The sequence below is a fragment of the Oscillibacter sp. KLE 1745 genome (genome assembly GCF_000469445.2).
Lineage (GTDB): Bacteria > Bacillota > Clostridia > Oscillospirales > Oscillospiraceae > Oscillibacter > Oscillibacter welbionis.
Genome location: NZ_KI271744.1, coordinates 57,827 through 82,977 on the forward strand (window position 1 = coordinate 57,827; position 25,151 = coordinate 82,977).

At 54.6% G+C, this 25,151-nt stretch carries 22 protein-coding genes and 1 pseudogene; 13 read left to right on the top strand and 10 right to left on the bottom strand.

Features of this window, described 5'->3' with window-relative positions:
* The coding region (locus HMPREF1546_RS19270; protein WP_021752017.1) for a hypothetical protein at positions 1-2,362 on the top strand (2,362 nt) is incomplete at its 5' end.
* A gap of 2,437 nt (positions 2,363-4,799) precedes the next feature.
* On the opposite strand, the gene HMPREF1546_RS19930 is transcribed toward HMPREF1546_RS19270, so the two are convergent.
* Positions 4,800-5,102 (bottom strand): response regulator, encoded by a 303-nt coding sequence (locus HMPREF1546_RS19930; RefSeq protein ID WP_198016075.1) that lies wholly within the window; start codon positions 5,100-5,102, stop codon positions 4,800-4,802.
* Positions 5,103-5,577: 475 nt separating this feature from the next.
* Here HMPREF1546_RS19930 and HMPREF1546_RS19935 point away from each other — a divergent pair.
* The 4 genes and pseudogenes from HMPREF1546_RS19935 to HMPREF1546_RS12910 form a co-directional block, all read left to right on the top strand.
* Positions 5,578-5,880 (top strand): annotated as a pseudogene (locus HMPREF1546_RS19935) (ATP-binding cassette domain-containing protein); the annotation flags it as partial.
* Positions 5,881-5,899: 19 nt separating this feature from the next.
* On the top strand, positions 5,900-6,208 hold the full coding sequence (locus HMPREF1546_RS19940) for a hypothetical protein (protein ID WP_349133784.1): 309 nt from the start codon (positions 5,900-5,902) through the stop codon (positions 6,206-6,208).
* Positions 6,209-6,389: 181 nt separating this feature from the next.
* On the top strand, positions 6,390-6,698 hold the full coding sequence (locus HMPREF1546_RS12905) for an FtsX-like permease family protein (protein ID WP_198016074.1): 309 nt from the start codon (positions 6,390-6,392) through the stop codon (positions 6,696-6,698).
* A gap of 226 nt (positions 6,699-6,924) precedes the next feature.
* A complete protein-coding gene (locus tag HMPREF1546_RS12910; protein ID WP_021749966.1) occupies positions 6,925-7,167 on the top strand; it encodes a hypothetical protein in 243 nt (80 codons plus the stop codon).
* A 128-nt stretch (positions 7,168-7,295) separates the two neighbouring features.
* On the opposite strand, the gene HMPREF1546_RS19945 is transcribed toward HMPREF1546_RS12910, so the two are convergent.
* The 7 genes from HMPREF1546_RS19945 to HMPREF1546_RS12940 all read right to left on the bottom strand — a co-directional run bounded on the left by HMPREF1546_RS19945 (position 7,296) and on the right by HMPREF1546_RS12940 (position 13,367).
* On the bottom strand, positions 7,296-7,601 hold the full coding sequence (locus tag HMPREF1546_RS19945) for a hypothetical protein (protein ID WP_021749965.1): 306 nt from the start codon (positions 7,599-7,601) through the stop codon (positions 7,296-7,298).
* Positions 7,511-7,768: a hypothetical protein gene (locus tag HMPREF1546_RS19950; RefSeq protein WP_083491018.1), complete on the bottom strand. Its 258-nt coding sequence runs from the start codon at positions 7,766-7,768 to the stop codon at positions 7,511-7,513. The genes HMPREF1546_RS19945 and HMPREF1546_RS19950 overlap by 91 nt, the downstream gene beginning before the upstream one ends.
* A gap of 305 nt (positions 7,769-8,073) precedes the next feature.
* Positions 8,074-8,979: an ABC transporter permease gene (locus HMPREF1546_RS12920; RefSeq protein ID WP_021749964.1), complete on the bottom strand. Its 906-nt coding sequence runs from the start codon at positions 8,977-8,979 to the stop codon at positions 8,074-8,076.
* Positions 8,980-10,011: an ABC transporter permease gene (locus HMPREF1546_RS12925; RefSeq protein WP_021749963.1), complete on the bottom strand. Its 1,032-nt coding sequence runs from the start codon at positions 10,009-10,011 to the stop codon at positions 8,980-8,982. It lies immediately after the preceding gene.
* Entirely contained in the window at positions 9,992-11,515 is a 1,524-nt protein-coding gene (locus HMPREF1546_RS12930; protein ID WP_036630696.1) for an ABC transporter ATP-binding protein, read from the bottom strand. The genes HMPREF1546_RS12925 and HMPREF1546_RS12930 overlap by 20 nt, the downstream gene beginning before the upstream one ends.
* A 20-nt stretch (positions 11,516-11,535) precedes the next feature.
* Positions 11,536-12,606 (bottom strand): BMP family protein, encoded by a 1,071-nt coding sequence (locus HMPREF1546_RS12935; protein ID WP_036630693.1) that lies wholly within the window; start codon positions 12,604-12,606, stop codon positions 11,536-11,538.
* A 26-nt stretch (positions 12,607-12,632) separates the two neighbouring features.
* Entirely contained in the window at positions 12,633-13,367 is a 735-nt protein-coding gene (locus tag HMPREF1546_RS12940; protein WP_083491019.1) for a Crp/Fnr family transcriptional regulator, read from the bottom strand.
* A 194-nt stretch (positions 13,368-13,561) separates the two neighbouring features.
* Here HMPREF1546_RS12940 and HMPREF1546_RS12945 point away from each other — a divergent pair, with 194 nt between their 5' ends.
* Both HMPREF1546_RS12945 and HMPREF1546_RS12950 read left to right on the top strand, forming a co-directional pair.
* Positions 13,562-14,626: a Gfo/Idh/MocA family protein gene (locus HMPREF1546_RS12945; RefSeq protein WP_021749959.1), complete on the top strand. Its 1,065-nt coding sequence runs from the start codon at positions 13,562-13,564 to the stop codon at positions 14,624-14,626.
* Between the two features lies 1 nt (position 14,627).
* Positions 14,628-15,389 (top strand): SDR family NAD(P)-dependent oxidoreductase, encoded by a 762-nt coding sequence (locus HMPREF1546_RS12950; RefSeq protein ID WP_021749958.1) that lies wholly within the window; start codon positions 14,628-14,630, stop codon positions 15,387-15,389.
* A 910-nt stretch (positions 15,390-16,299) separates the two neighbouring features.
* On the opposite strand, the gene HMPREF1546_RS12955 is transcribed toward HMPREF1546_RS12950, so the two are convergent.
* On the bottom strand, positions 16,300-17,178 hold the full coding sequence (locus HMPREF1546_RS12955; protein ID WP_021749957.1) for a PfkB family carbohydrate kinase: 879 nt from the start codon (positions 17,176-17,178) through the stop codon (positions 16,300-16,302).
* On the bottom strand, positions 17,175-17,903 hold the full coding sequence (locus HMPREF1546_RS12960; protein WP_051320030.1) for a PHP domain-containing protein: 729 nt from the start codon (positions 17,901-17,903) through the stop codon (positions 17,175-17,177). The genes HMPREF1546_RS12955 and HMPREF1546_RS12960 overlap by 4 nt, the downstream gene beginning before the upstream one ends.
* 405 nt (positions 17,904-18,308) lie before the next feature.
* Between HMPREF1546_RS12960 and HMPREF1546_RS12965 the strand changes: the two genes are divergently transcribed.
* From HMPREF1546_RS12965 to HMPREF1546_RS12990, 6 genes are all read left to right on the top strand, one after another.
* Entirely contained in the window at positions 18,309-19,043 is a 735-nt protein-coding gene (locus tag HMPREF1546_RS12965) for an HAD family hydrolase (protein WP_021749954.1), read from the top strand.
* A gap of 240 nt (positions 19,044-19,283) precedes the next feature.
* Entirely contained in the window at positions 19,284-21,122 is a 1,839-nt protein-coding gene (locus HMPREF1546_RS12970) for an iron ABC transporter permease (protein ID WP_021749953.1), read from the top strand.
* A 32-nt stretch (positions 21,123-21,154) separates the two neighbouring features.
* Positions 21,155-22,276: an ABC transporter ATP-binding protein gene (locus HMPREF1546_RS12975; RefSeq protein WP_021749952.1), complete on the top strand. Its 1,122-nt coding sequence runs from the start codon at positions 21,155-21,157 to the stop codon at positions 22,274-22,276.
* Positions 22,277-22,381: 105 nt separating this feature from the next.
* Positions 22,382-23,572, top strand: a complete 1,191-nt coding sequence (locus HMPREF1546_RS12980) for an ABC transporter substrate-binding protein (protein WP_021749951.1) — start codon at positions 22,382-22,384, stop codon at positions 23,570-23,572.
* Positions 23,573-23,669: 97 nt separating this feature from the next.
* The gene (locus HMPREF1546_RS12985) at positions 23,670-24,302 is read left to right on the top strand and encodes a hypothetical protein (RefSeq protein ID WP_025545008.1); all 633 of its coding nucleotides are present in this window, start codon (positions 23,670-23,672) and stop codon (positions 24,300-24,302) included.
* A complete protein-coding gene (locus HMPREF1546_RS12990; RefSeq protein ID WP_021749949.1) occupies positions 24,302-25,078 on the top strand; it encodes an HAD family hydrolase in 777 nt (258 codons plus the stop codon). The genes HMPREF1546_RS12985 and HMPREF1546_RS12990 overlap by 1 nt, the downstream gene beginning before the upstream one ends.
* Positions 25,079-25,151: the final 73 nt, after the last annotated feature.

Genomic DNA, 25,151 nt, shown 5'->3' on the forward strand with positions numbered 1-25,151 from the left:
CGCCAACTGGACCGTGAACGTCATCAAGCAGGCCGTGGGCATTGGCCTGGATGATGGCAACGACAACTTTGTGGGCTCTCAGGCCGTCACCCGTGAGGAGGCCGCCCTGTACGCCTTCAACATGCTGCAGGCCACCATGGTGGAGTATGATCAGCAGAACACCATCGTTGTGGGTGATATCACCATCAACACCACTTCCAGTCGGAAGGATGTTTCCAACACCACGGACACTGACGGCAACATCGGCAGCCGTGATCGCAAGATGCAGTTCGCCGAGCGGTATTTCGGTGATCTGAGCGAGCACGATGGCGACTCCGATGCCTTCGAGCGTCCCTCTACTACCTGGAAGCTGAAGTCCAAGACCATTGGCACTTATGCTGATGAGGCGGATGCGACCTACACCAGCGAGGTCAAGGTGGGCGAGATCTACAGCGACCTGGGCCTGTCTGACGGTATCTCCAAGCAGGATGTCACTCTGTATGTGGATGGTCTCAAGACCACCTACTCTGCTGGCGATGTTGTCCGCGGCAGCCGTCAGAATGTCGGCGACGACGGTGCTCTGCTGGATGTCTATTATGACGAGGACGCTGACACCCTGACTCTGGTTCAGGTCAACACCTATGTGGGCAAGATTGCTGCCGCACGTAAGGCAACCTCTACCCGCGATGCCTATGTGACCCTGGATGTGTCTGATTCCTTCACCGGCCCCGGCGGCACCTATGACACGGACGATTTCTCCAAGGATGATATCGTCTATTACACCTATTCTTACAAGACCGGCGAAAAGTGTGTCGAGTCTATGGGCTTGGCCGAGAAGGTCACCGGCACCATGAGCACCTACACCACTGAGGGTTCCGTGACTGTGGCCGGCACCAAGTATAATGCCAACGTCAAGTCCGCCAACAACATCTACAATCTGGCCACCACTGTGGATCGCAGCAAGGACGTCACCGTCTATCTGGACCCCTATGGCTATGCCCTGTATGTGGATGCTGACACCTCTGTGGAGTACGCCGTGGTCCTGAACTACACCGCCAAGGCCGGTGACTTCAACGACACTGCCAAGGCAGAGCTGCTGTTCACCGATGGCACTCGCAAGACCGTTGAGGTCGATGTGCCCTCTGATCTGACTTCTGTTTCTCCTGGGCCCTATAACTTCAATACAGACACGGATGGCAAGCTGACCAAGTATGATATTGTGTCCTACACGGTGGACAGTGACGATGTGTATAGCCTGAATCTGGTCGCTGATGCTGCGGACGGCAAGGCCGGCGCCAATGTCGAACTGGTGACCAACGGCCGGAACACAATCAATGCTGCTGTGGATAACAAGGCCAATCTGGGCACCAGCCCCAAGTATACTACCGCCGCTGACGGCAAGACCATCTTCCTGGTGGCCGATACCTCTGGCAGCAAGACGGTTTATACTGTTTACGAGGGCTTCGCCAATGTTCCCACTATCAAACACAATGGTGGCACTCCCGGCAAGGTCGCCGTTTTCATGGACAGCACTGGAAATGGTTCTCCCGCTACGGTTGTCTTCATTGAGAAGAACGCCAGCATGACCATGGCCAGCGACAATCAGGACATCATCTACATCAAGGGCAACGGCGCAGGTCAGTCCTACACCTCCGATCTAGGCTACTACTATGAGTATGATGCCTTCATCAATGGTCAGGAATCCACTGTGAAGACCTCTGCCGCATACAGCAAGGATGCTCTGGTGTATGGTCCCATCTACAACGAGAAGGGCATCATGACCGGCGCTCAGAGCCAGGCCCTCAAGGACAGCAATAGCAACAATGGCTTGGGCGGTGTAAGCAATACCGCCGGTACTGACTCCGTTACCAATGACGTCATCAAGCTCGGGAACACCCACTTCGCCTATACCAGTGACGTTGAAGTGTACTTTGTGGATGTGGACGGCAAGCTGGAAGCCAGCACCATCACCGGTATTGCGGCAGATCAGAATGATCAGGTCTTCTACAAGACCAATGACAAGGGTCTGCTGACCGATGTGTATGTCAAGGTTGTGGATGAGACCGAGACTGTCACTCCGGGCGCTGGCGTGCTCTCTGCTACGGCTCTGGCAAAGGACAGTTCTGGTGATCTGGTTGCTTCCGTCACTCTGACTGGCCCTGCCGCAGGCGCCATGACCTTCAACGTCACCGTTGAGCGGTACATGGAGGCTACCAATATTTGGCAGACTGCGGCTACTGGCACTGTGACCGTGGCCACCGGTAACTCTGCTGGACAGAGTGCCGCACTGATTGCCAATGGTTCTCTGATGGACGGTGCTCTGTATCGAGTGACTGCTACCTATAATGGTGGGTCTGTTACTTCCGGTAACTTTACCGCCTAATCAGGCAACTTATTTATCAAAACTCATCTGAGTTGCGATAGAAGAACCCCCGCACCTTTCGGTGCGGGGGACCTTCTCACCCTGCTCATATATAAACAATAAGAAGCTATTCGTTTATTGCAAAAGCCCTCCTCCGTTTTTTCATAGGCCTTGTAGGGCAACACAGCCACCCTGAACGAAGGGGGACTCCATAAAGGTCTTCAGTATTTAGCGCTGTGCTGGCAACGCGGGTGTGTACGTTTCCACCAAAGGCGGTAAGGACATGAATAAGCGACTCTGTCGGGATTACGTATCATTGGCAGAAAGTATCAGTGCCAAGGGAGGCCACAGACTTCCTAGAGCGGGATCGGAAGCGGGAACAGGCGCAGGAAAAACGGGACGAAAGGCACCTGATTAAAGTGAGTTTGAAACGGCACTGTCCGATTTCGAATGCGTGAGACATTCCGTGGAGGATGTGGCGCCCTGGATCTGGAACCTCCAGCTTGAAACTCTGCGGAAAACTGTCGGTAGCCTGGGCTACTGGGACCGGAATCTGATCTAACTCCGATATGACAAGAGCCTGACCATGGAAGAGATCGGGATGATCTACGGTGTATCGAAGGCGGCGGTATCAAAGTGTCTGAAAAAGCTCCACGAACAGATGTAGGACTCTGTCATGAGACAGAGTCCTACAAAATTTTCCCGATTTTGGATTTGTAATTGGGTTCGTTTCTGAGCGTCCTTATCAGTAGAGGGTAATTTTCTGGCACTTGAAAACCTGACATTGGCCGTAGTTAGGAAAACCCGGATCAAAGTACATGTAGGCGTAGCGATGATGAATTTGTTGGGACGGCGTCAAAAGCAGTGGCTGCGTTTCCTGACCGCTGACGTGGTCAACTCCGTGGATAAGTTCATGCAACTGGTCCACCCAAATGATGTCTCCAGTGTTTCGAGGAAGGATGCTGATTGAAAAAATTTCAAGCCCCGGCAAGAAGGCTGCCGGGGCTTGGAATTTTTGAAACGTGATTTAGTGATTTTGCCAACGAACAGAGACGGTGATGTTTTATTGATGAGCTCCCCGCCTACTTATTCACCCAAGAAATAGTTCTCCACTGACTTACTTGTCACCTGATTTACCCCTCTACTTTTTTATGGCAGAAACATATCTTTTGATTCTGACAGAAAAACTGGAGCATCTGTTGGCAAAGCAGACGCTCCAGTTATGGTTGGTCCAATTCAATTTCCGTTGACATACACAGATGGCCTTTTCATTGCTTATGCGGCGCAGTTTTGCGTGTCAACTTCTGTTCTGTGAAGTTCTGGAAGAACCGCACGAGCATGGCCGCGGACTGTGCTCTTATGGTGTGCCTCTGGGGCAATAGCGTTGAGCCCCCGACTTTGGCCCGCGCTACAGATTCCCACACAATCGGACACCTGTTCCACATCGACGTAGTCGGTCAGGTCCGCCTGCTGGCTTACGTCACAGCTCACGGCTCCGGCATATCTGTAGTTTCGTCCTTTCTGGCGTGCACGCCCGCAGTCAGTGCGGGGTGGTGTCCGGTTCGCTCGTTTTACCCGCATTGATTTGCTCACTGAATACACTGAGTATGACTGTAAGCATGGCTCACAGGAGCTTGGCTGACGACCCCTCATAGATACTGACACTCACCGCACCGACACGCAATGTATCGGTATATCCCAAACCGTTCTGATACGGTTGCTGTGGTGCCAACAGTCCAAACTTCTGCTGGACGATGCTGACGAGACCATAATCCCTCGACGCAGATCTGTATAACCGCAGGCAATGTAGAGCTTGTTCACTCCGGCAAAATCGTTCAGCATGACTTCAACGCTTGGTAGAGAGCTGTACCACTTGCGAATCAGTTCCTGCTTAGAGATTTAAAGAGGCTTTACCGGCCTGAATACTTGCGACTAAGGTTTTAGAGAAGATGCATAGCTGCTCCTGCGGTGCCGGAAATTCTGCAAAGCAACTAACTGCTGTGTGCATCAGTTTCCGACTGAATTTTCTGCTGCCCTACCATAAAGGACAAAGACTTTCTTCTGCCAAGCATAGTAGGCATTTGGAGTCACGCCATTTTCGTTGTACCACCACTTCACGCGCTTCACGAACATTCCGTTCTAGTGGTAGCTTGCAACTTTTGACTCCACTCAAAAAGCCCTCGCGGCTAACCTAAAGTTTGAAAAGATGTTTCCCTGCGTATTGTGTGCCGCCTACTTACCATGACTCACCGGCACTATCAAAACCTTTTGATGAACACGGCACCCTGCCCAGGAACTTCGTCGTGTCTGCTCTAGGGGCTGGAAGGGACTGAAATTGTGGTGGCTGGTGTACGATTATCTGGACCGCTGTGACGACGAACAGTCATCCCTGGAGAAAAAGTTCCTCCATATCTTCAAAAAATCCGGCTCCCCCAGCCCAATCCCTGCCAGTATTGGTTCACGGCGTCGAGTCCATGCAAGAAGTGAAACCCACCAAGGAGTTCCGCACCCTGATTGCCAAGTATCCGCCAAATATACGGTCGGCATAGCCGGTGACAAACACCAGATGGAGCCCTGGATTGGCGGACCGCAGCCTCCGGGCGATCTCCGTGCCGGCCAGCTCCCCCATCTCCATATCCAGAAATATCAGATCCAGTTTTCCGATGTGGTGTTCCAGCCGTTTGAGGAGCCCTTCGCCGGAGAAAAACTGTCTCTCCGCCCGCTGACGTTCCAAAATCCGCTCCAGCTTGGACCGAAGCACCAACTAGGCATCATAGACGTCGTCTCAGATGCCGATGCGCAGTATCCTCTTCCTTTCAAAGCCCAATTTTCCGGAGGGGCCTTTTGGCTGCCCGGCCCGGACCGCTACTGGGGCTATTCTATCACGCTTCCCTCACGGTTCCAAATCAAACTTGACATCAAATCTGCTGTTTATGACATTACAGCGGCATGGTCCCCAACTTGGTATTCCTTTTGCCAAAAATGACGGCTCCGTTTGTTACAGCCGCTGGACCGCGGTATGCTGGGATCAACAAGTGGTTCTTCTGCGGCTTCTATCCCGCCCGCTTGACGCTCATCGCCTTTGGTGCGGAATCTGATGTGAATTACAAGAAAGGGATAGTCTGTATGCTGACAGTGAAAAGCCTAAACAAATCCTATCGGGTGGGCAAGGCCACCTGTAAAGTACTCAAGGGGGATTTCCTTTAGAGATGGGCAAAGGAGAGCTCGTGGTAGTTATGGGTCCCTCCGGGTCCGGCAAGACCACCCTCCTGAAATGAATCTTCTGCTATATTCCCTCAGACTCCAGCAGCATCCTGCTGGGAGATACGGAGCTGGCCCGGCTGAACGAGGAATCCCTAGCCGCCGTGCGGAACCGAAAGCTGGGGTTCGTGTTCCAGGACATTCGTTTTCTGGACGGCCTGACAGTGCAGGAAAACATCCTGCTGCTAGCCATCATCGGCGGTACTGTCTCTGCCATGACGGAAGCACGGGCAGATCAGCTGTGCGATGTGTTCGGCATCTCTGCCATCCGCAATAAGTACCCGGCTGAGATCTCCGGTGGCAAAAAACAGCGCACTGCTGTGGCCCGGCCTCTCATCCCCCCTGCTGATCCTGACCGGCGAGCCTACGAGCAACTTGGACTCCAAGTCCTCCCAGACGGTGATCCGCCCCTTCCGGCAGGCCAAGTCCGCCCTAGGCGCCACCATCTTCATGGTGCCCCACGAATCCTTCGACATCTCCTCCTGCGACCGGGTGGAGATTCTCCGGGATGGAGTGATATGGCGAACTCTGGAGCGAGGGTCGCTGGAGCGAAGCACCTTTCAGGACCAGCTGCTGGACGCCATCTGGGACATGGACAAAGAGTGAGGCCATGAAGACATTTATTCAGGTGTACGCCGCCCTGGGGCGAAAAAACAAGGGGCAGTAGCCCGGCTGAGCGGCTGATGCTTTTTCTCCGTGCTGCTGGTCACCGCGTATGTGAGCATGATGCACTCCCCCTACAATCCTCCCGGTGCTTCCGGAGGGCGGCGACAGCGGACAGGTAATGATGATCTTTGCCTTATCTGTCATCGGCTGCGCTGTATTTGCCACCTGTGTCGTCGGCCTTTTCTTCTGGCAGAAGTCCCGGGAAACCGGCGTGTTTCTGGCTCTGGGCGCCTCCCGAAAGCGACTGAAACGGGAACTACGTCGGGATCTGGCAGGTATTTTCCTGGGTTCCTGCGCCACCGGGGTTATCCTGGGCACCCCTTTGGCTTGGGGGCTGTGGCAGGTGTTCCAGGCTCTGGTGGTGGATACAAAGGAGATGCCACTCACCTTCAAACACCTACACCCTGGCCTTCGCTGCCTGTGCAACTGACATGCTCTTCCTTCTGGGAGGCCGGTCTAGCCGTAGGACCAGCATCATCGATGTAGTCCAGGAGCCTCACACCTCCAAATCCATCCGAGAGGTGAAACACTGGTATGGCTGGGTGGGCATCATGTAGTTGACGGCAGGCGGTTTCTGCGGCCACATTGCCCCCACTATACCTTCATCAGAGGGTCTCACCACCGTATTCTATCTGTTTGTGCTAGTAAGACTGTACATGATTTTGCGCGGCATTGCAGCCAAGGGTTGGGGCGGCAGGCAGTATAAATACAAGGACATGGTTTCCGTGTCCCAGATGCGCTTTCGCGGTCGGCAGACCATGCGGAACATGCTGGTGATGACAGTGCTCATCCCCGGAACTTGCCTTATCTCTTTTTCCACCCCAATGCTGGGCACTGGTGCCATGATGGATTATAACGTCCAGCCGGTAGACTATGTCTATTACTTCCGTGCTGATTAGGACATCCCTTAGGAGGACGAGGCCCGCTCTCTGGCGGAGGAATACGACGTCAATGTTGCTTCCTGGACCCAGACCCTATGGCCCGGCTCGCGATAGACCGGACCAGACAAGTGGAAACTGAGGGGACCTTAGGCACTGCCTAGGAGAACGTATACTATGAGTAGGCCAAGTCCGGCCTCTTTCTCTCCGGGGCCTCCTACAATGCCCTCGCCGGGAAAACTCTGGATGTCGCAATGCCGCGCTATGATTGCTTCCAGAACGGTAGACATCCCTACGGCATCTGCTCCGATTTTACCGAAGAATCGGATTTCTGCCGGGGGCTCGTAGCTGGGCCCACTATACATCAAATGGGTTCCGCAGGCAAGGTCCATTCCCTCCTTCTTGGCTGTAAGGAGCACATCATTCCGCAGATCTGTGTCATATACTTCTGACATATCGGGAAAACGGGGGCCGAATTCCCCGGATTTCTGCCGATCAAAGGATTGGAGCCGGAGTGATTGATGTGGTCCTGCAGCAGCATCAACGATCCCGGGGAAAGTCGGGGATGGATACCGCCTGCGGCATTGGTTAAAATCAGCATTTTAATGCCCAAAAGTGCCATCACACCAACAGGGATGGTAAGTACATTCTAGGAATACCCCTCGTAATAATGCAGGCGCCCCCACAGGGCCAGAACAGGGATCGCCTGATGCGTCCCGATCCAAAATTCACTGCAATGTCCTTCAACAGTGGCTTGTGGAAACACAGGTAATTCAGAAAACAAGATTTGACGGCATTTTGCAGTCCGTCGCAAAAGTCTCCAAGACTGCTTCCCAAAATCAGACCCACTTGAGGCTGAAGCGAGCTGTTGGAACAAATGGCCTCCGCCGCCGTATGAATGCAAGCTTTCATATCCATAAGATTCCCTCACATAATATGATGCTTTTTCCGAGAGGTCCGAATATTTGCCAGCACCAGAAGCGTGCAGAAATACGGCAGCATCTGAATGATCTGCGACGGCATTCCCAATGTCTGTAGACGCATCTGAATTGCCTCTGTAAACCCGAAAAGGAGCGAGGCCCAAATACAGCGAACCGGATTCCACCCCGCAAATACAAACACGGCAATTGCGATGAATCCTCGTCCGGAAACCATATCCGAGCTGTAAAAATTGAGCTGAGCAATAGACAAATATGCTCCTCCAATTCCTGCAAGGATACCGGAGGTAAATACCGCCCGGTATTGGATTGCTTTCACACTCAGCCCCAGCGCTTCGATAACCTCCGGATTGGTTCCAGCAGACCGCAGGCGAATGCCCTCCGGCGTTTTATACATGATCACCCAGCATAGAACCGCTATCAGCAAAAAGGCATACAGGAGAATCGTATGTCCGCTAAACACCTCGCCAAGAAATGGGATCTTGGAAATAACGGGTAGCTCAATCGGCTGCAAGTTTGGCGTCAGTGCAGATTTTCCCTTATTCCCAAAAATCGCCACCATAAGGATTGCCACCAGACCGGGCGCAATGGTGTTCATACCTAGGCCGCTGACCGTCTGCTGCGCTTTCAGGTGGATCGAGACAAAACCGTAAATCAGTGCAAAAATGCCCGCGGCCAATGCACCGGCCAGGAGTCCGAAAGCCGCGCTATTGGTCATATAGGCACCTAGCACCGCGAAGAACGCTCCGATGGTCATATACCCTTCCAATCCCAGCGCAATAATCCCGGATCGCTCAGAAATCGCTCCGCCGATCGCTGCAAATCCAAGCGGAACAGACATGCGGAGCGTAGCAGAGAGCACGGAAGCAATCAGGCTCAATTGCTCGTTACACATTCACCGTTTGCCCCCTCTCTTGAAAAGAATCTGGAAGATCGCAGGCGATGCAATCACCACGATAATCACGCCCTGCAAAACATCAATGAGTTCACTGGGGATCTTCATAAACATTTCCATGTACAGACTTCCGGTATGAAGCGCTCCAAAGAGAAGGCTGGACAAAAATACGCCAACAGACGTATAAAGTCCCAATACCGCAATGGAGATCCCGTCAAAGCCAAAACTGGTGGATACCGTTTCCACCAACCGGCCAAAGGTGCTGGCGACTAGGAGCCCTCCCGCAAGACCGGCAAGCGCGCCTGAAACCATCATAGCGATAATGCGGACCCGATCAGGCTGGATGCCTCCTGCTTCTGCAGCCCGGGCGTTCATACCGGCCGCCGTGATCTCGTATCCCAGCTGCGTGCGTTTGAACAGTACCGCAAAGACGACGCAAAGTACGATTGCCAGAGGAAAGCCGTATGTGATTTTGGAGCCGGCTACAATTTCCCCAATGGCCGTTGCGGCAGGGATCGGATCACTCTGAGAGACCGCTCCGTCAGCTCGCAAGGGGCCAGAAACCAGATATGAGGTAAAAAGCTGCGCGATATAATTGAGCATGATGGAGGTCACCACCTCATTTGCCCCGATCCGGATTTTCATAATGGCCGGGACAAATGCCCAGGCGCCTCCAAACAGTATGGAAACGAGAATACATACTATCAAATGAAGCGAACCCGGAAGGAAATCAAGATACAGTGCGGCAACCGCATATCCAATGGCACCCATAAAAAGCTGACCCTCTGCGCCGATATTAAAGATCCCGCTTTTCATTGCCACCATAGCGGCAATGCCGCATAGAATCAGCGGGACACTCTTTTCCAGGGTCGCCATAGTATACCGGAAAGACCCAAACGCACCTTTCAGCAGCGCCGAATATGCACTAAGAGGGTGATATCCGCAGATTTTAATGATGGCCGTGCCGATCAACAACGCGATGATAATCGACAACACAGGTGCCGCAAGTTTTTCAAACCGCTTTATCTTCATCTGTGCCGCCTCCCATATATAAGCCTAACCGATTCGGCGTATATTCCTCACGCTTGCCCTCGGTGACGATATGCCCCTCGTAAATCACGCCGATCCGGTCGCTTAGCTTGAACAATTCATCAAAATCCGCTGTAATCAGCAGGATGGCGGAACCAGCCTCCCGCAGTTTCAGGATGCTCTGATGAATAATCTCTGACACACCAATATCCACTCCCCGGGTAGGGTGCGCAATAATAACCACCTTCGGGTTCCGGTAAAACTCCCGGCCCACAATGAGCTTTTGCTGATTTCCGCCGGAAAAAGAGCGGGCAATATACGTTTCGTCCGCAGGCGAGACATGATATTGTTCAATAATGGAGCGTGCCATCTGCGACACACTCCGATAATCGATCAGTCCCACCGGTGTTTTGACAGAGCGCTGATGCTGGTATCCCAGAAGAACGTTTTTTGCTGCGGGGAGATCCAGGAGCAAACCTCTATCATGCCGGTCGGAATGGATGCAGCCAAGGCCCAGATCAATGAGGGCTCGCACAGATTTCCCGGCAACATTTTGCCCCAGCAAACGGTAGGTCCCGGTCCATCTGCTTTCAATGCCGCTGAGTACCTCCACCAGTTCCTGCTGTCCGTTTCCTTCTATGCCGGCAAGCCCATAGATCTCTCCCTCTCGGATTTCCAGATTCACATCTCTCAAAACAGGAGCATGATCCTGGTTTGTATAGGACAGGCCGGATAGGGAAAGCGCTACTTCCCTGGGATGGCAGGCGGCCTTCTCAAACTTTTCCAGCGCATGGTCGACCATCATTCGCGTCAATTCTTCCGGTGAGGTGTCCTTCTTGGCGACACAGCCAATCATTTTGCCATGGCGCATCACATAGACCCAATCAGCAATCTCCATGGTCTCATGGAGTTTATGGGTGATGATGATGACGGACTTCCCGTCTTCCTTCAGACGGCGGATGACCTTAAACAGCTCCTGTGTTTCCTGGGGCGTCAAAACAGCAGTCGGTTCGTCAAGAATCAGCAGTTTGGCTCCATGGTACAGTGCCTTCAAAATCTCTGTTCTCTGCTTGGCTCCGACAGACAGCTTGCCTACCATCTGCATGGGATCGATCTGCAGTCCGTACATTTCGGAGAGCTCCCGTACCCGATTCGCCGCAGCCTTACGCTGAAAAATTCCAAGTTTCACCGGTTCATTTCCCATCACAATGTTTTCGGCCACTGTCAGATGGTTCACCAGCATAAAATGCTGGTGAACCATCTGGATCCCAAGAGAGATCGCCGCTTTCGGGGACTTCACGGATACTTTTTTTCCCTCGAAATAAATCTCGCCAGACTCCGGCTTGTTCAAACCATAGATGACCTTCATGAGGGTGGTTTTTCCGGCACCATTTTCCCCTAAAAGAGAGATTACCGAGCCATACCCGCAGGAAAGACTCACATGGTCATTGGCAACGAGGCTGCCGAACCGCATGGTTACGTTTTTGATGTCAAGCAAAGCGTCCATTGAAATCCCCCTCATCCGTTTTATTCGGCGTATTCTGCGAGGAACGGGTCCACTTCTTCCAAGGTCGTGGGGAGCTTCAGGCTGCCGTCAGAAACGCGCTGGCTGTATGCAGCCACGTCTGCCATAATTTCATCGGAGACAGGAACGTTGCTGCCTGCGCGCTCTGCCTGCAGCATTCCGTCAGAAATACCGTAGCTGAGCAGTCCGCTCTCCAGAGTCCCATCCAGCGCCTTCTGCGTTGCATCGTAAATCGCCTCGTCCCACGCGCGAGTGCCGCTAGCAATGATGCAGTCCGGAGAGAGCGCATTCTGATTGGTTTCAATACCAAGTGCGTATCCATTCTGCTTTTCAGCGGCCGTGAAAACACCCAGACCGGAACCGCCAGCGCAGGCAAACACGATGTCCGCCCCCTGCTCATAGAGGCTGGTGGCAAGCTCCGTCGCTGTTGTCGGATCGCTGAAGCTTCCCACATAGGAGCGAAGAACCGTCACATCAGGATTCGCCAGGCGTGCACCGGCTTCATACCCGGCGGCAAACTGGTTGATGGTGGCAATATCACTGCCGCCGACAAAGCCGATGGTGTTGTTCCCGCGGCTGTTTTCCAGCGAACCTTCCTTGACGAGGAGTCCCGCCAGAACACCCAACTGGAAGCCGGTTTCCTCTGCCCGGAACACAACGCTGGTCACATTGGAGCCCGCACATTCCGTATCACAGATGATAAAGCTCTGATCGGGGAATTCCTCGCTGACCGTAGTCAGTGCCTCTTTCTGATCAAATCCAATGCAGACAATGGTGCTGTACGTTCCTTCTTCTGCATACAGCGTCTGCAGATTGGGAAAGTCCGCCAGATCAGAGGGCTGCACGACATCCACAGTCACGCCTTCCGATTCATGCATCTTAACGCCGGAATAGACATAATCATTCAGGTTTTGATCGCCCAGGCCACCTGTGCCGGTGATGACAGCCAGCTTACCGGAGGCAGCGGCATCGCCCTCAGCCGCATCTTTTTCGTCAGATACAGAGGCCTCGCCACAGGCAGTTAAAGAAAAAATCATAGCGGCGCATACAAGTACGGAAAAAGCTCTTTTCATAATCGATCCTCCTAAATGTTGTTTTATCAAAAAGCATCTGCTTTATGATCACTTCCAATGTAGCGATTCATTTGCTCCACACGTTCTCGGGAAATACGGATCTTTCCGTGGACAATTTCCAGCAGGTTCTCGTCCGAAAGTCGTCTGACGGCACGATTTACCGTTTTGATATTGATGCCGATCTCCGCCGCAATGGCCTGCCGCGTAACGCGGATAACATATACGCCATCCTCCTCCGGGCCATGGGCATTTATGTAACTCAATAAATAGCGGGCAACCTTGGTGGAACTATGCGTATATAAATTACTCCCCCGCTGCGAAGACGTATCGAACATGGCATCCGCCAAGCCATAAACAATGTAGCGCAGGAAATCAATATCATTGTTTAGGCATTCCTGAAACACTGCCAGGGGAAAACGCAGTGCCATACTGTTTTCTGCGGCCACAAGCGTTACTGCATTGATAAACCTTCCGGAGAGGACTTCCAGGTCAGAGATATACCTCCCCGGCAAGATGTGGGCAAATGTATAATAGTTGCCGTCCTCATACTCCGTTTGAACCGTCAGATCCCCAAGCACCATCAGATAAGCGCATGTCGTCGGCTCCCCTTTTCGGATGACGATCTGATTCTTTTTAAAGCATACCGGTTCCGCAGTTTGGCGCAGCCGGTCAGGGAGAGTCGACAAGCACAAGTTGATCAGGTCTTCCTGCTCCATATTCCCTCCAGTGACAAAGACGCGGCGGTTTTCTGGTGTTTTCATATTATCAAACTCCCCCAATCTCAAAAAAGGACAGATGTCCTATTTTGCCCGCTCCTTCAGCCAAAAAGAATTACCCGATTTTGGTAGGATTGTAAAATTATTGCGGGTATTTCAAAAAAAGGACAAGTGTCCTTTTTTCAATGAAAACATATGTGACATAATAGCACAACAAACGGTCTGAAAGAAGGGATCACATGAAAGTTGCAATTGTTGGCTGCGGCAATATCGCTGCAACCCACGCAAAGGCACTGATTCAGCAAAATCAGGAAATCGTACTTGTCATTGGGCGGGACCAAAGCAAAGCCAAAGCGTTTGCGGAAATTTGGAATATCCCATCACACAGCAACCAATTTACAGATGCTTTGGCAAGCAGTGTGGACTGCATTCACATCTGTACCCCCCCGGCTATGCACTATGAGATGGCAAAGGCGGCCCTGCTAGCCGGAAAGCATGTTATTTGTGAAAAGCCGCTGTGCCTGAACAGTGAACAGGCGCGGGAGTTGTATCAGCTGGCAGAAGAGAGGGGGCTTTTGGCCGCAGTAAATTTCAATGTGCGTTATCACGAGGCCTGTCAGCGGGGGCGGAAGATCGTAGCTACGCCCGGCTTCGGCGCTCCGCGCCTGATCCACGGCTCCTATCTGCAGGAATTCCATATTCTCCCCGCCCAGTACATGTGGCGCTATATCCCGGAGTTCGGCGGCCTCATGCGGGCAGTCACAGAAATCGGCTCACATTGGATCGACCTGGTCCGTTTTTGGACGGGACTGGAAATCACGGCCGTCTCGGCCAGTTTTGGCTGTTTCCATAAGGACCGGTATAAAAAAGACGGAATGATGTTTGCCGCACCGCAGCCGGGAAGCGAACACATTATAGTGGAATCCGAAGATGCCGCGGTGGTATCCCTGCAATTTTCCAATGGGGCGATTGGTTCCCTCCTCCTCTCAGAGGTCTCTCATGGACGCAGCAACTGCATTAAAATCGAAATCAGCAGCGATGAAAACTCCGTCTGGTGGTGTTCTGAAACCCCCTATCAAATTTATACTGCACAGCAATTTAAGGGTGTCACCTCAGTAACCAATGCCTTTGGTGGCGGATTCCCGGATACATTCTCAAGCTTTTTCGAAGAAGTCTATACATCGCTTCAAAGCGGGAAAGCCGGCAATTATCCAAGCTTTTATGACGGTTATCAGAATGCGGCTGTTTGTGAAGCGATTTATCGGAGTGCAAAAAATCATTCGGAATGGACGGAGGTAACATAAAATGAGTTTGAGCGGAACAACTGTTTTGGTGACAGGTGCCGGCGGTGGAAGCGGTGAAACGACAGCAAGAGCATTTTTGCATGCCGGATATCCGGTCATTGCCGGAGATCTGCAGGTCCCCGTCTGGGAGACGGAGTACGAATCATTGCTCACCCGGGTCAAAATGGACATCAGTCAGGAAGATCAAGTAAATGATGTGGTGCGCTGTGCGGTAGAATCCGGACATCCCATCCAGATTCTGATAAACAACGCAGGTGTGGCCATCGGTGTGCCCATCGAGCAGATGAGTACCGAGATCTGGAACAAAAATCTGTCCGTCAATGCCACGGGGACTTTTTTCTGCACACGGGCGGTTGTCTCCATTCTTTTGGAAAAGGGGCTTCCCGGAAGCATTATCAATATTGCCTCCATTGCCGGAAAGAACGGTTTTGCCAATACTGCTGCTTACTGTGCTTCCAAGGCCGGTGTGATCGGTATGACCCGCGGGCTTGCTGCTGAACTCGGACCGAGAGATATTACCGTAAATGCGATCTGCCCGGGTTCTGTTGATACTCCCATGATCCAGCGCGTCATCAATGGCATCTCCGCAGACACAGGCGAGGATAAGAGTACCGTCCGCCGCCGCATGGAGTCCTCCATTCCGATGAATCGTTTCCAAAAGCCGGAGGACATCGCGGCACTGGCATTGTTCCTGGCATCTGACGGTGCCCGAAATATCAGCGGGGAAGCCATCAACCTTGACGGTGGTGTCGTGCGGGACTGATCCTTCTTCACACATACGAAATTTAATCTTGAAAAGCGGAGGTGTTCTGTTTTACTTACAGAACGCCTCCGCTTTTCAAGATGACATATGGCCTTGGGAGCTTTGCATATCGTGGTATGGAATGAGGCGTTTTGATGATAACGGTAGCATTTGATTCTGCAAATTGAGAACTGTTTATACTGCCCATAAATTTAACATCGTCTGCCTCAGCTTCTTGTACCGCACAACTGTTTGCCTTCTGTTAGACTATCATTAAAAAATTCTTACACCCTTTCTGGGCGTGGCAGTCCTGTCAATCGTATTGGGCCGATCATTCAGCACCCGCCATTTAATAATGCTATCTTCACCTTCTCCCTTCGCCACCATTGCCCCATTCTCCGCAGTAAATGTAATCACAGTCTGTTCCGCCTTTGTCTGAATCGTAGCCGGTAATCTATCCCGCTCACAGCCAGCTTGACCTGCTATCCCACGCACTGGGTCTAAGGTCCCGGCAGCTGCTACCGTTAGGCAGAGCATCGTCGACAGCGCCAGCCTCAATATTTTTTAGAAACCCTTCCATCACATCCTTCCCTTGTTCCTCTTAAATTTCCCGCAGACGATAACAGGCGCATCACGCTCACGGAAAGACCGTAAGCGTAATACGCCTGCATGATTTTCAAGTTTGGACAACACAAAAGAGCAGTGGATTACCTTGCCAGCCTACCTGTGTTAGTATATTGCATCAAATTTATGGTTGACAACCCTTTTTCCGACGTTTAGACGTTTACAGGATTTATTTTATCATCCGCATCCACCGTCCGTTCTCCGTTAATAAAATATCTATTCCCTAACTTCGGAGCAGAGCTGAAAAGACGGCTGCCGGGTTGGCAGCCGTCTTGGTGATTTCGGGAGATGGATACGGAAATGGCGCTCAGTAGAATTCCTTCAGATAGGCATCTACATCCGCCCGGGTGCCGGTGAAGGGGCCGGGGGTCTCCATCTTCAGGGACACTAAGGCGGTGGCGAAGCGGAGGGCGGTGGGGATGTCAGCAGTCAGCCGTTCATTGATGTAGCCGGCAAAGGTGGTGTCGCCCCGCCCGGTCCGGCCGGAGAGGTTTCTGGCCCGGATGGGGCATGTGTAGATCTCCCGACCATCGTAGACCAGCACCTCCGTGTTATGGGTGATGAGAATCTCCTTGGCGCCCCACTGGTAAAGCTGTCTGGCGGCCTCAGCCCGGTCGGTGAGACCTGTCAGAATCTCCGCCTCCGCCGCGTCGGTCTTGAGAAATCGGACATACGGCAGCAGCTCCTTTTTCTCTGCCCAGTCGTGATAGACCATGCCGCCGTTCTCCACCCAGCGCAGCATGGTTTGCACGTCGATGGCCACCATGGCGTGCCGGGCGGCAAAGGGGATCATCTCGTTGGGAATGTCGCCCGCTGCCAGGCCCGCCAGATGCCAGATCGCCGCATCGATATCCGGCACCTCCTCGGTGCGGTATGGTTCGATGACGCTGTCCACGGTGGAGGTGCGCCGCTCCCGGTCCGGGGTGTGGTAGACGTTTTTTGTGACAAAGGAGGTCCTGCTGTGCAGGGGATAGACGGTCACATTTGGGGCTGGGGCGAAGGCGGCGGCCAGGTCCACCTGGGCCGTGTCCGCCTTGGGGAGCACCGCGGTCTTGTGGCCGGTGTTGGCGGCGGCGAAGCCGGAGTAGTACACGGCGCCGCCCACGGCATGGACGGTGGTGCCGTCATAGTCCACATTGGTGTCCTGTGCCACCTCGCCGATGATCAGAGAGTCAAACTGGCTCATTTCTGTTTCTCCTTCCGCATTTCCTCATCCGTGTCCACAAAGGACTGGAACTCCGGGCTCCAGAGGTGGAAACGGTGCTGCCCAATCAAGGTCTTGTAGGCAAAGGAGTCGGCGGGCCTCTCTGGCAGGATCACGCCGGCCCGGGCCTCGTCCCCACTCTGATGGGTGTCGGATCCCGCCAGGCGGTAGTATTCTGGATGGCGGCGGGCCAGCTCTAGAGCCCGGTCATTGTAGTTGTCGTGCCGGGGATTGCCGTTGATGATCTCCGTACCGTGAATCGCGTCCTCAAACACCGTAGTGTTGCCGTCCCGATAGGGGTGGGCGTGGATAATAAGCACCTGGTTATGGAATTTCTGGAAGAACTCCCGGGCGCTCATGCAGCAAACGTAGGGGTTGGATCGCAGCCACGCCTCATCAATGCCGTACACCAGGTAGTCGTTGTCATTTTCGGGAAATCGCAGTTCCGCGCCGAGCAGCACTTGGAAGCCCACCTCGTCGCCCCGCTGTTTGGAGGCGCGGTAGCCGGAGAGATAGTGGTCTATGACCTTATTCCAATCGTGGTCTGTGTCAATCCGGGAGAGGTACTCCGGGTGGAGATGGTCCGTCACAACCAGTCCGGAGAAGCCATGGCGCACATAGCGGTCCACCACCTCCGCCGCCGGCAGGTGGCCGCACTTGCTGGTTTCCGCCGTGTGAGTGTGGGGGTCAAACAGGTATCCGTCCATAAAATGCCTTCTTTCCATGATTCAGACTGTCACGCTCAAACTGCGGGAGGGGGGACAGCGCCTTGGAACAGGGCAGACAAAAGCCGGTTTTTCCACCCAAAAATGCGCGAAAATGCAAACGTTTTCGATTCTGCGACGCAACTCCGCCCGCAAGAAAGAGAAGTACACTTCTGCATTGAAATATATAGAGTTTTGTCAGAAAAGTCAATATAAAACTGCGATTTCTGGACTTTTGGTCAAAATGGCAAAAACAGGGGAGTGTCTTTGGCGGTTCCTCCCCTTGACAGAGAAAAGTAATCTACCATAGAATAAAGACAGAAAATCGAAAACGTTTGCATTCAGTGCATAAGACGAGTGGGCAGCGGATCCAGAGAGCATCTGCCTGTCTGCGGATAAGGAGGAAGGATGAACGAAAAAAGGTACAGGGCCGTCCTGTTCGACTTGGGCGGCACCCTTCGGATTGCGCTGGAGGATGAGCCCTATATGCGCCATGCCCGCAGGAAGATGACGGAGCTGGCGGGGGCACCGCTGCAGGTGGAGGACTTCTATCAGTTGGTAGAAGACCGCTACGAGTCCTATCGCCGCTGGGCCCTGGGAGAGAACAAGGAGGCTGGCGACCGGGAGCTCTGGTGCCGGTGGCTGCTGCCGGACTATGACCAGAAGCGCATTGCCCAGGTCTGCCATGAGCTGTCCTTTGAGTACCGCCAGTCCAAAGGCCGGCGTGTGGTGGTGGACGGCGGGGCAGAAGTGATCCGAACCTTGCACGAGCGGGGATACAAGCTGGGCATTGTGTCCAACCTGATTGGCGAGCACGAGGTGCCCGACTGGCTGGAGGAGGATCGGCTGGCCCCGTATTTTGACAGTGTGGTGCTCTCCTCCGTGTGCCATCTGCGCAAGCCTGGCGCGGAGATTTACCACATTGCAGCCCGGGAACTGGGGGTGGATCTGGCAGACTGCGTCTCCGTGGCGGACAACATCAAGCGAGATATTCCAGGGGCCAAGGCTGCGGGAATCGGCTGCAACATCATCTTCCGGTCTCCGGAGAAGAAGCATCCTGTGGAGTTCACGGAGGAGACGCGGCCGGATGCAGTGATCGATACGTTCCCGGAATTGCTGGAGTTGCTGCCGCCGCTGAAGTGAACGCATCATTTTTTTCAAATCCCGGAAAACGTTTGTGTGAGCCGTTCGGATTTGAATTTTGCAAGACAACGAAATAACCAAAATTAGAATAATTTTATTGGATACTTTATTAAATATGCGGTATAGTTCTTGACAAAAGTATGAACGAATGTTAAATTTGAAATCGCATAGAAACGAAAACGTTTGCGATATTTAACACAAACAACAAGAGGAACTGAGGAGAGAGGGTGCAAGAGGAAGATGAAACCGCAAGAGCAAACGTATTCAAAAAGCCGGCGGCTGAAGAATCAGATCAAGGCAGTGGTGACAAATCCCTACAACATCATCGTACTGATCGCCGTCGTTCTGCTGGTCTATCTGATCGTCCTGCCGCTGCTGGACATGATCGCCACCACCTTTGAGCTGGCCCAGCGGGACATCCGGGCTGTGGGCGGCGGCAAGGCCGGCGACTTTACCCTGTACTACTGGCAGCGGCTGCTGGCCAGTGAGCTGTCCTGGACCATGCTGATCAAGCCGTTGATCAACTCCCTGGTCATCGGCGTCTGCGTGTCCGTGTGCGCCATCCTGCTGGGTTCCATTCTGGCCTGGCTGATGGTCCGGTCGGATCTGCCCTTCAAGAAGTTTTTCTCCCTGGCGGTGATTATCCCCTACATGATCCCCTCCTGGTGCAAATCCCAGGCGTGGCTGTCCATGTTCAAGACAGCGAGGTTGGGCGGCGCGCCCGGCTTCATGGCCTCCCTGGGGCTGGATGTGCCGGAGTGGCTGGCCTATGGCCCTGTCGCCATCATCATCGTGCTGACCCTTCATTATTACGCCTATACATACCTGCTGGTATCCTCAGCACTGAACTCCATCAACTCCGAGCTGGAGGAGATGGGTGAGATCCAGGGCGCGGGCAAGGCCATGATCCTGCGGAAGATCACTCTGCCTTTGGTGCTGCCGGCCATCCTGTCGGCCGTGATCCTGACTTTCTCCAAGGCCATCGGCACCTTCGGAACCATCAACTATCTGGGCTCTCCGGTGCAGTACTACACCCTGTCCAGCCAGCTGTACATGAATATCAACTCCCGGGATACGCAGACCGGATTTGCCATGGCGATCCTGATGATTATTATTGCCTCCATCGCCGTGTTCGTCAACCAGAAGCTGATCGGCTCCCGCAAGTCCTACGCCACCATCGGCGGCAAGGGCGGCCGATCCACCCTGATCGGCCTTGGGAAGGTAGGCAGGCCGGTTATCACTGCGGCGCTGTTCGTGTTCTTCGCAGTGGGCATCATCATGCCAATCGTCATCTTGGTCATGGAGAGCTTCATGCTCAAGGAAGGTATCTACTCCCTGGACAACTTTACCCTCCACTACTGGATTGGCGAATCCAATCCCCAGATTATGGAGGGGCTGCCGGGCATCTTCAAGAATGACGAGTTCATCAACTCCCTGTTCAACTCCCTGCGCCTGACTCTCGTGAACGGCGTGTTCGGCACCATCTTCGGCCAGCTGCTTGGCTACATCACCGCCAAGGGCCGCGGCAGGCTCCACGGCAAGCTGGTGGAACAGCTGGTGTTCATCCCCTATCTGATCCCGTCCGTGGCGTTCGGCGGCATCTATCTGTCCATGTTCTCCCAGCCCCAGCAGATCTTCGGCGTGACCCTGGTGCCCGCCCTGTACGGCACCTTCGCTCTGCTGACGCTGGTGTCCGTGGTGAAGCATCTGCCCTTCGCGGCGCGGGCCGGCACCTCCAACATGCTGCAGATCAGCGGTGAGCTGGAAGAGGCGGCCACCATCGAGGGCGCCGGATTCTTCCGCCGGTTCGTGAAGATTGTGTTCCCCCTGTCCAAAGGCGGCTTCATCTCCGGCTTCATGCTGATCTTCGTTTCCATCATGAAGGAGCTGGATCTGATCATCCTGATCATGACCCCCACCACCTCCACGCTGCCGTACCTGGCGTTCCGGTACCAGAACGGCAACTCGCCGCAGGCATCTGACTGCGTGGCGATTGTGATGTTCTCTATTGTGTTCCTGGTGTATGCGATAGCGAATCTCTCCGGCAAGGCGGACCTGGCCAAGAGCATGGCCGGCTGACGCGGACAGAGAACTGAGAGGAGACGACGAACATGAGCAAGATTGAATTGAAACATATCGATAAATTCTATGGCAAGAACCACGTTCTGAAAGATCTGAACCTGACCATCGAGGACGGCGACTTCATGACGCTGCTGGGCCCCTCCGGCTGCGGCAAGACCACAACGCTGCGGGTGGTGTCCGGCCTGGAAAAGCCCCAGAACGGCTTCATCTACATGGACGGCAAGGAGATCGTCAACGCGGCGGAGGCGTACTACGCGCCCCCGTCCCAGCGGAACCTGAACCTGGTGTTCCAGTCCTACGCGCTGTGGCCCCACATGACTGTCTTTGAGAACGTGTCCTTCGGCCTGAAGATCAAAAAGATCCCCTCCGCGGAGATCGAAAAAATGGTTGCCAGCGCCCTGGAACGGATGCAGATCGGCCAGTACTCCAAGCGGTATCCCACCGAGCTCTCCGGCGGCCAGCAGCAGCGTGTGGCCATCGCCCGCGCCATCGTGTCAGAGCCCCGGCTGCTCCTGCTTGACGAGCCCCTGTCCAACCTGGACGCCAAGCTCCGCGTGGATATGCGGTCCGAGCTGAAGCGCCTGCACCACGACACCGGCAGCACCATCATCTACGTCACCCACGACCAGGTGGAGGCGCTGACCATGTCCACCAAGATCGCCCTGTTCCGTGAGGGCGAGCTGGTCCAGGTGGATAAGCCTCTGGAGCTGTACGACAACCCCTGCGATCTCTATACGGCGGACTTCATCGGCAACCCCAGCATCAACTTCGTGGAGGCCTCGGGCACCGCCGGCGCGTCCGGGCTGTCGGTTGACGGTGTCATGGGCCGCCTGGAGTTCTCCCGGGAGGACATGACGCCTGAAGCGCCCGCCTCCGGCGACCTGAAGCTGGTTCTGGGCATCCGCCCGGAGCAGATCACCATTTCCCGTGAGAAGACCGACGCCGCGCAGGTGGAGGCCCGTGTATACGCCGGAATGCCCGCCGGTTCCGAGACCCTGGTCTCCGTCCGGGTCGGTGAGAAGCTGATTACTGTAAAGGAGCTGGGCTCCACCCATTACGCCGGCGATGAGACGGTCTATCTCTCCTACCCGCCCAATAAGGTCAATGTGTTCGACGCCTCTACCAAACGCCTGATCAAGTACTCCCGCTAAGTGTGCGTTTCCATCATCCGAGCGATCCCGGAGTATCCTGCGGCGTCAGCCGTTGCGATAAAAGAGAGCGATTTGAGGAAGAATGATTAAAGGAGGAAAAGAACCATGTTGAAGCACAAGAAACTATTGAGCGCCCTGTTGGCTGCTGTCATGCTGTTTACTGTGACCGGCTGCGGCGGAACGGATGATGAGGCGGAGGATGCCGGCGCCACCTCCTGGGAGGAAACCGCCAACATCACCGCCACGGACGAGACGGATGAGGAGCTCTATGAGCAGGCCATCGCCGAGGGCGGCGAAGTCACCCTGTACTCCATCTCCTCCCGCTGCACCAAGGTGGCGGAGGCCTTCATGGCCAAGTACCCCGAAATCACCTGCACGCCCTTTGATATCTCTACCAACGACCTGCTGGACAAGGTCACCCGTGAGCACGAGGCCGGCCAGTATGTGGCGGATGTGGTCCATATCAAGGACGAGGACGGCTCCCTGTACAATGAGTATGTGCAAAACAAGATTTTTTACATATATCAGCCTGCCGACATCCTCGCCCATATTGATCCCAGCCTGACAGAGACGCAAACCCCTCTGTACATTGAGCTGACCCAGCTGTTCTACAATGCTGAGGCTTATCCTGACGGTTCCCCTGTCACCAACATCTGGCAGGTGACCGAGCCCCAATGGAAGGGCAAGATCCTGATGCAGGATCCCCTGAATAATGTGGGCTGGGGCTCCTGGATTACCGGCTTCTGCGTGGGTGATACCCCGGATCAGCTGGCTGCCGCCTATGAGGAACTGTATGGCGAGGAGCTGGTGCTCTCTGAGGGCTGCGCCAACGCCGGCTACGAGTTCCTGAAGCGCCTGCGTGAGAATGAGCCGATCTTCACCTCCGCTTCTGACGAGGTCGCCGAGGCTGTCGGCACCCCCGGCCAGTCCGATCCCCCCATTGGTTTCTGCGCCTCCTCCAAGCTGCGCAAGAACGAGGATAACGGCTGGGTCCTGGCTCCCGTGAACCTGTATCCCACCACCGGCATACCCGCCATCAACACCCTGTACGTGGTGGAAGGCTGTGAGCATCCCGCTGCCGCCAAACTGCTGATCCGCTTCATGATGGGCGGCATTGATGGCGATACCAGCGGCTACGAGCCCTTCAACACCCTGGGCGGCTGGCCTGTCCGGGACGACATTGAACCCGCTGAGGGCTCTGTCCCCTATGAGGAGATGAACGTTTCCCCGTTCGATCCCAATTCCATCTACACGGAGTTCATGACCGTCCGTGACTTCTGGCAGATGCTCGGATAACAGCACTTCGGCGATCCTGGCTGCTTCACACGGCCGGCGGACGGGAATCCGTCCGCCGGCTCTCCATTCCGGCCCTCTCAGATAAGGAGATATGCGCATGAATCTATTCATTGACAAGAATCACCGGCGGAAGAGCCCCATTGCCATTGCAGGCTTTTTCGCCACGCTGCTGGACCTCTGCATCTACGGGGTTCTGTATACCCTGCTGGCAGAGCCGCTGTACCGGCAGCTTACGCTGCCCAGCACTGCAGCCACCAACGCCGTGCACACGCTGATCATCGCATTGGCGGGGACGGCAATCGGCAGCCTGCTGTTCCTTCTGCGGGACAAGCGGGTGGCGCTGTTCGGGTTTGTGGGGCTGGCGGTGGTTCTGGTGATGTTCTACTTCGCAGCCTGGATGCTGGATACAGACCAGCGGGCAACCATGGTGCAGCTGATTACCCTGTATGGTGTGGCACCGGCCCTGATCGGAAACGCGGTGGCTTGGCCGGTCTATCTCAAGCTGAGAAAGACCCATCCTCTGCCTGTGCAGAAGACTCTGCAGGAGGAGATGCGGGAGGCGGCCGGGACCAAGGCTGATGCCGCCCCCAAAGCGCATCCTGCTGCCCCGGCTGCTGAAGAGCGGCCCCGGCGGTCTCCCCAGGAGGATGCCATGCTGTTGTTTGAGGACGGAGAGGATGCCGGCTGCCACCGCCGGCGGAATACACACGGAAAGGATGAGGATTCCTGATGCTGACAACCGTTTTATTTGATATGGGCGGAACTCTGGAGGATATTTGGTACAACGAGGACACCCAGCGGGCGACCTGCCGCAGGCTGCTGGAGGTCCTGCGGGCCAACGGCCTGGAGCCCGGCTGCCCGGACGATGTGTTCTGGAAGCGGATCACGGACGGCGTAAAGGCCTATAAGCAGTGGAGCGAGGGGAATATGCTGGAGAAAAAGCCGGAGGAGATTTGGCCGGACTGGTATCTTCGGGACTTTGCCTTTGACCGGGAAAAGCTGCTGCCCATCACCGAGGAGCTGGCCAACCTGTGGGAGGTCACCTTCTACCACCGGGAGCTCCGCGACGGCGCGGCAGAGATGCTGCAGGCCCTGAAGAGCCGGGGCTACCACCTGGGCGTTATCTCCAACAACGCCTCGCTGTACAATGTGTTCCGCGTGCTGGAGGACTACGGCATCCGCGGCTTTATGGAGGATGTAACGGTCTCCAGCGTCACCGGTTATCGCAAACCCCATCCGGAGATCTTCCGGATCGCCCTGCGGCAAATGCAGGCAAAGCCGGAAATGTGCGTCTATGTGGGCGACACGGTCTCCAGGGACATCATCGGCCCCAAGCAGGTGGGCTTTGCCAAGGCCGTGCAGATCCGCTCCTTCCTGTCGGAGCAGAAGGATGTGCACGTGGCCGCGGATGCGGCACAGCCGGACAAGGTTATCGGAACACTGATGGACCTGGTGACTTGGCTGGACCAGATCAATCCAGAGCTGGCCCCCGCCCCCGGCGCATAACCACTCATTTAATTTGCTCACTTTACTTTTTTCTCTTTCTTGCGGAGAGGCGCCCCGGCTGAATGGCCGGGGC

Bases quoted from the DNA above. Each gene is read 5' to 3' on its own strand.
- HMPREF1546_RS12905 (WP_198016074.1), top strand. From the start codon at position 6,390: ATGATCTTTGCCTTATCTGTCATCGGCTGCGCTGTATTTGCCACCTGT.
- HMPREF1546_RS12910 (WP_021749966.1), top strand. From the start codon at position 6,925: ATGATTTTGCGCGGCATTGCAGCCAAGGGTTGGGGCGGCAGGCAGTAT.
- HMPREF1546_RS19945 (WP_021749965.1), bottom strand. From the start codon at position 7,601: ATGTCAGAAGTATATGACACAGATCTGCGGAATGATGTGCTCCTTACA.
- HMPREF1546_RS19950 (WP_083491018.1), bottom strand. From the start codon at position 7,768: ATGGCACTTTTGGGCATTAAAATGCTGATTTTAACCAATGCCGCAGGC.
- HMPREF1546_RS12920 (WP_021749964.1), bottom strand. From the start codon at position 8,979: ATGTGTAACGAGCAATTGAGCCTGATTGCTTCCGTGCTCTCTGCTACG.
- HMPREF1546_RS12925 (WP_021749963.1), bottom strand. From the start codon at position 10,011: ATGAAGATAAAGCGGTTTGAAAAACTTGCGGCACCTGTGTTGTCGATT.
- HMPREF1546_RS12930 (WP_036630696.1), bottom strand. From the start codon at position 11,515: ATGGACGCTTTGCTTGACATCAAAAACGTAACCATGCGGTTCGGCAGC.
- HMPREF1546_RS12935 (WP_036630693.1), bottom strand. From the start codon at position 12,606: ATGAAAAGAGCTTTTTCCGTACTTGTATGCGCCGCTATGATTTTTTCT.
- HMPREF1546_RS12940 (WP_083491019.1), bottom strand. From the start codon at position 13,367: ATGAAAACACCAGAAAACCGCCGCGTCTTTGTCACTGGAGGGAATATG.
- HMPREF1546_RS12945 (WP_021749959.1), top strand. From the start codon at position 13,562: ATGAAAGTTGCAATTGTTGGCTGCGGCAATATCGCTGCAACCCACGCA.
- HMPREF1546_RS12950 (WP_021749958.1), top strand. From the start codon at position 14,628: ATGAGTTTGAGCGGAACAACTGTTTTGGTGACAGGTGCCGGCGGTGGA.
- HMPREF1546_RS12955 (WP_021749957.1), bottom strand. From the start codon at position 17,178: ATGAGCCAGTTTGACTCTCTGATCATCGGCGAGGTGGCACAGGACACC.
- HMPREF1546_RS12960 (WP_051320030.1), bottom strand. From the start codon at position 17,903: ATGGACGGATACCTGTTTGACCCCCACACTCACACGGCGGAAACCAGC.
- HMPREF1546_RS12965 (WP_021749954.1), top strand. From the start codon at position 18,309: ATGAACGAAAAAAGGTACAGGGCCGTCCTGTTCGACTTGGGCGGCACC.
- HMPREF1546_RS12970 (WP_021749953.1), top strand. From the start codon at position 19,284: ATGAAACCGCAAGAGCAAACGTATTCAAAAAGCCGGCGGCTGAAGAAT.
- HMPREF1546_RS12975 (WP_021749952.1), top strand. From the start codon at position 21,155: ATGAGCAAGATTGAATTGAAACATATCGATAAATTCTATGGCAAGAAC.
- HMPREF1546_RS12980 (WP_021749951.1), top strand. From the start codon at position 22,382: ATGTTGAAGCACAAGAAACTATTGAGCGCCCTGTTGGCTGCTGTCATG.
- HMPREF1546_RS12985 (WP_025545008.1), top strand. From the start codon at position 23,670: ATGAATCTATTCATTGACAAGAATCACCGGCGGAAGAGCCCCATTGCC.
- HMPREF1546_RS12990 (WP_021749949.1), top strand. From the start codon at position 24,302: ATGCTGACAACCGTTTTATTTGATATGGGCGGAACTCTGGAGGATATT.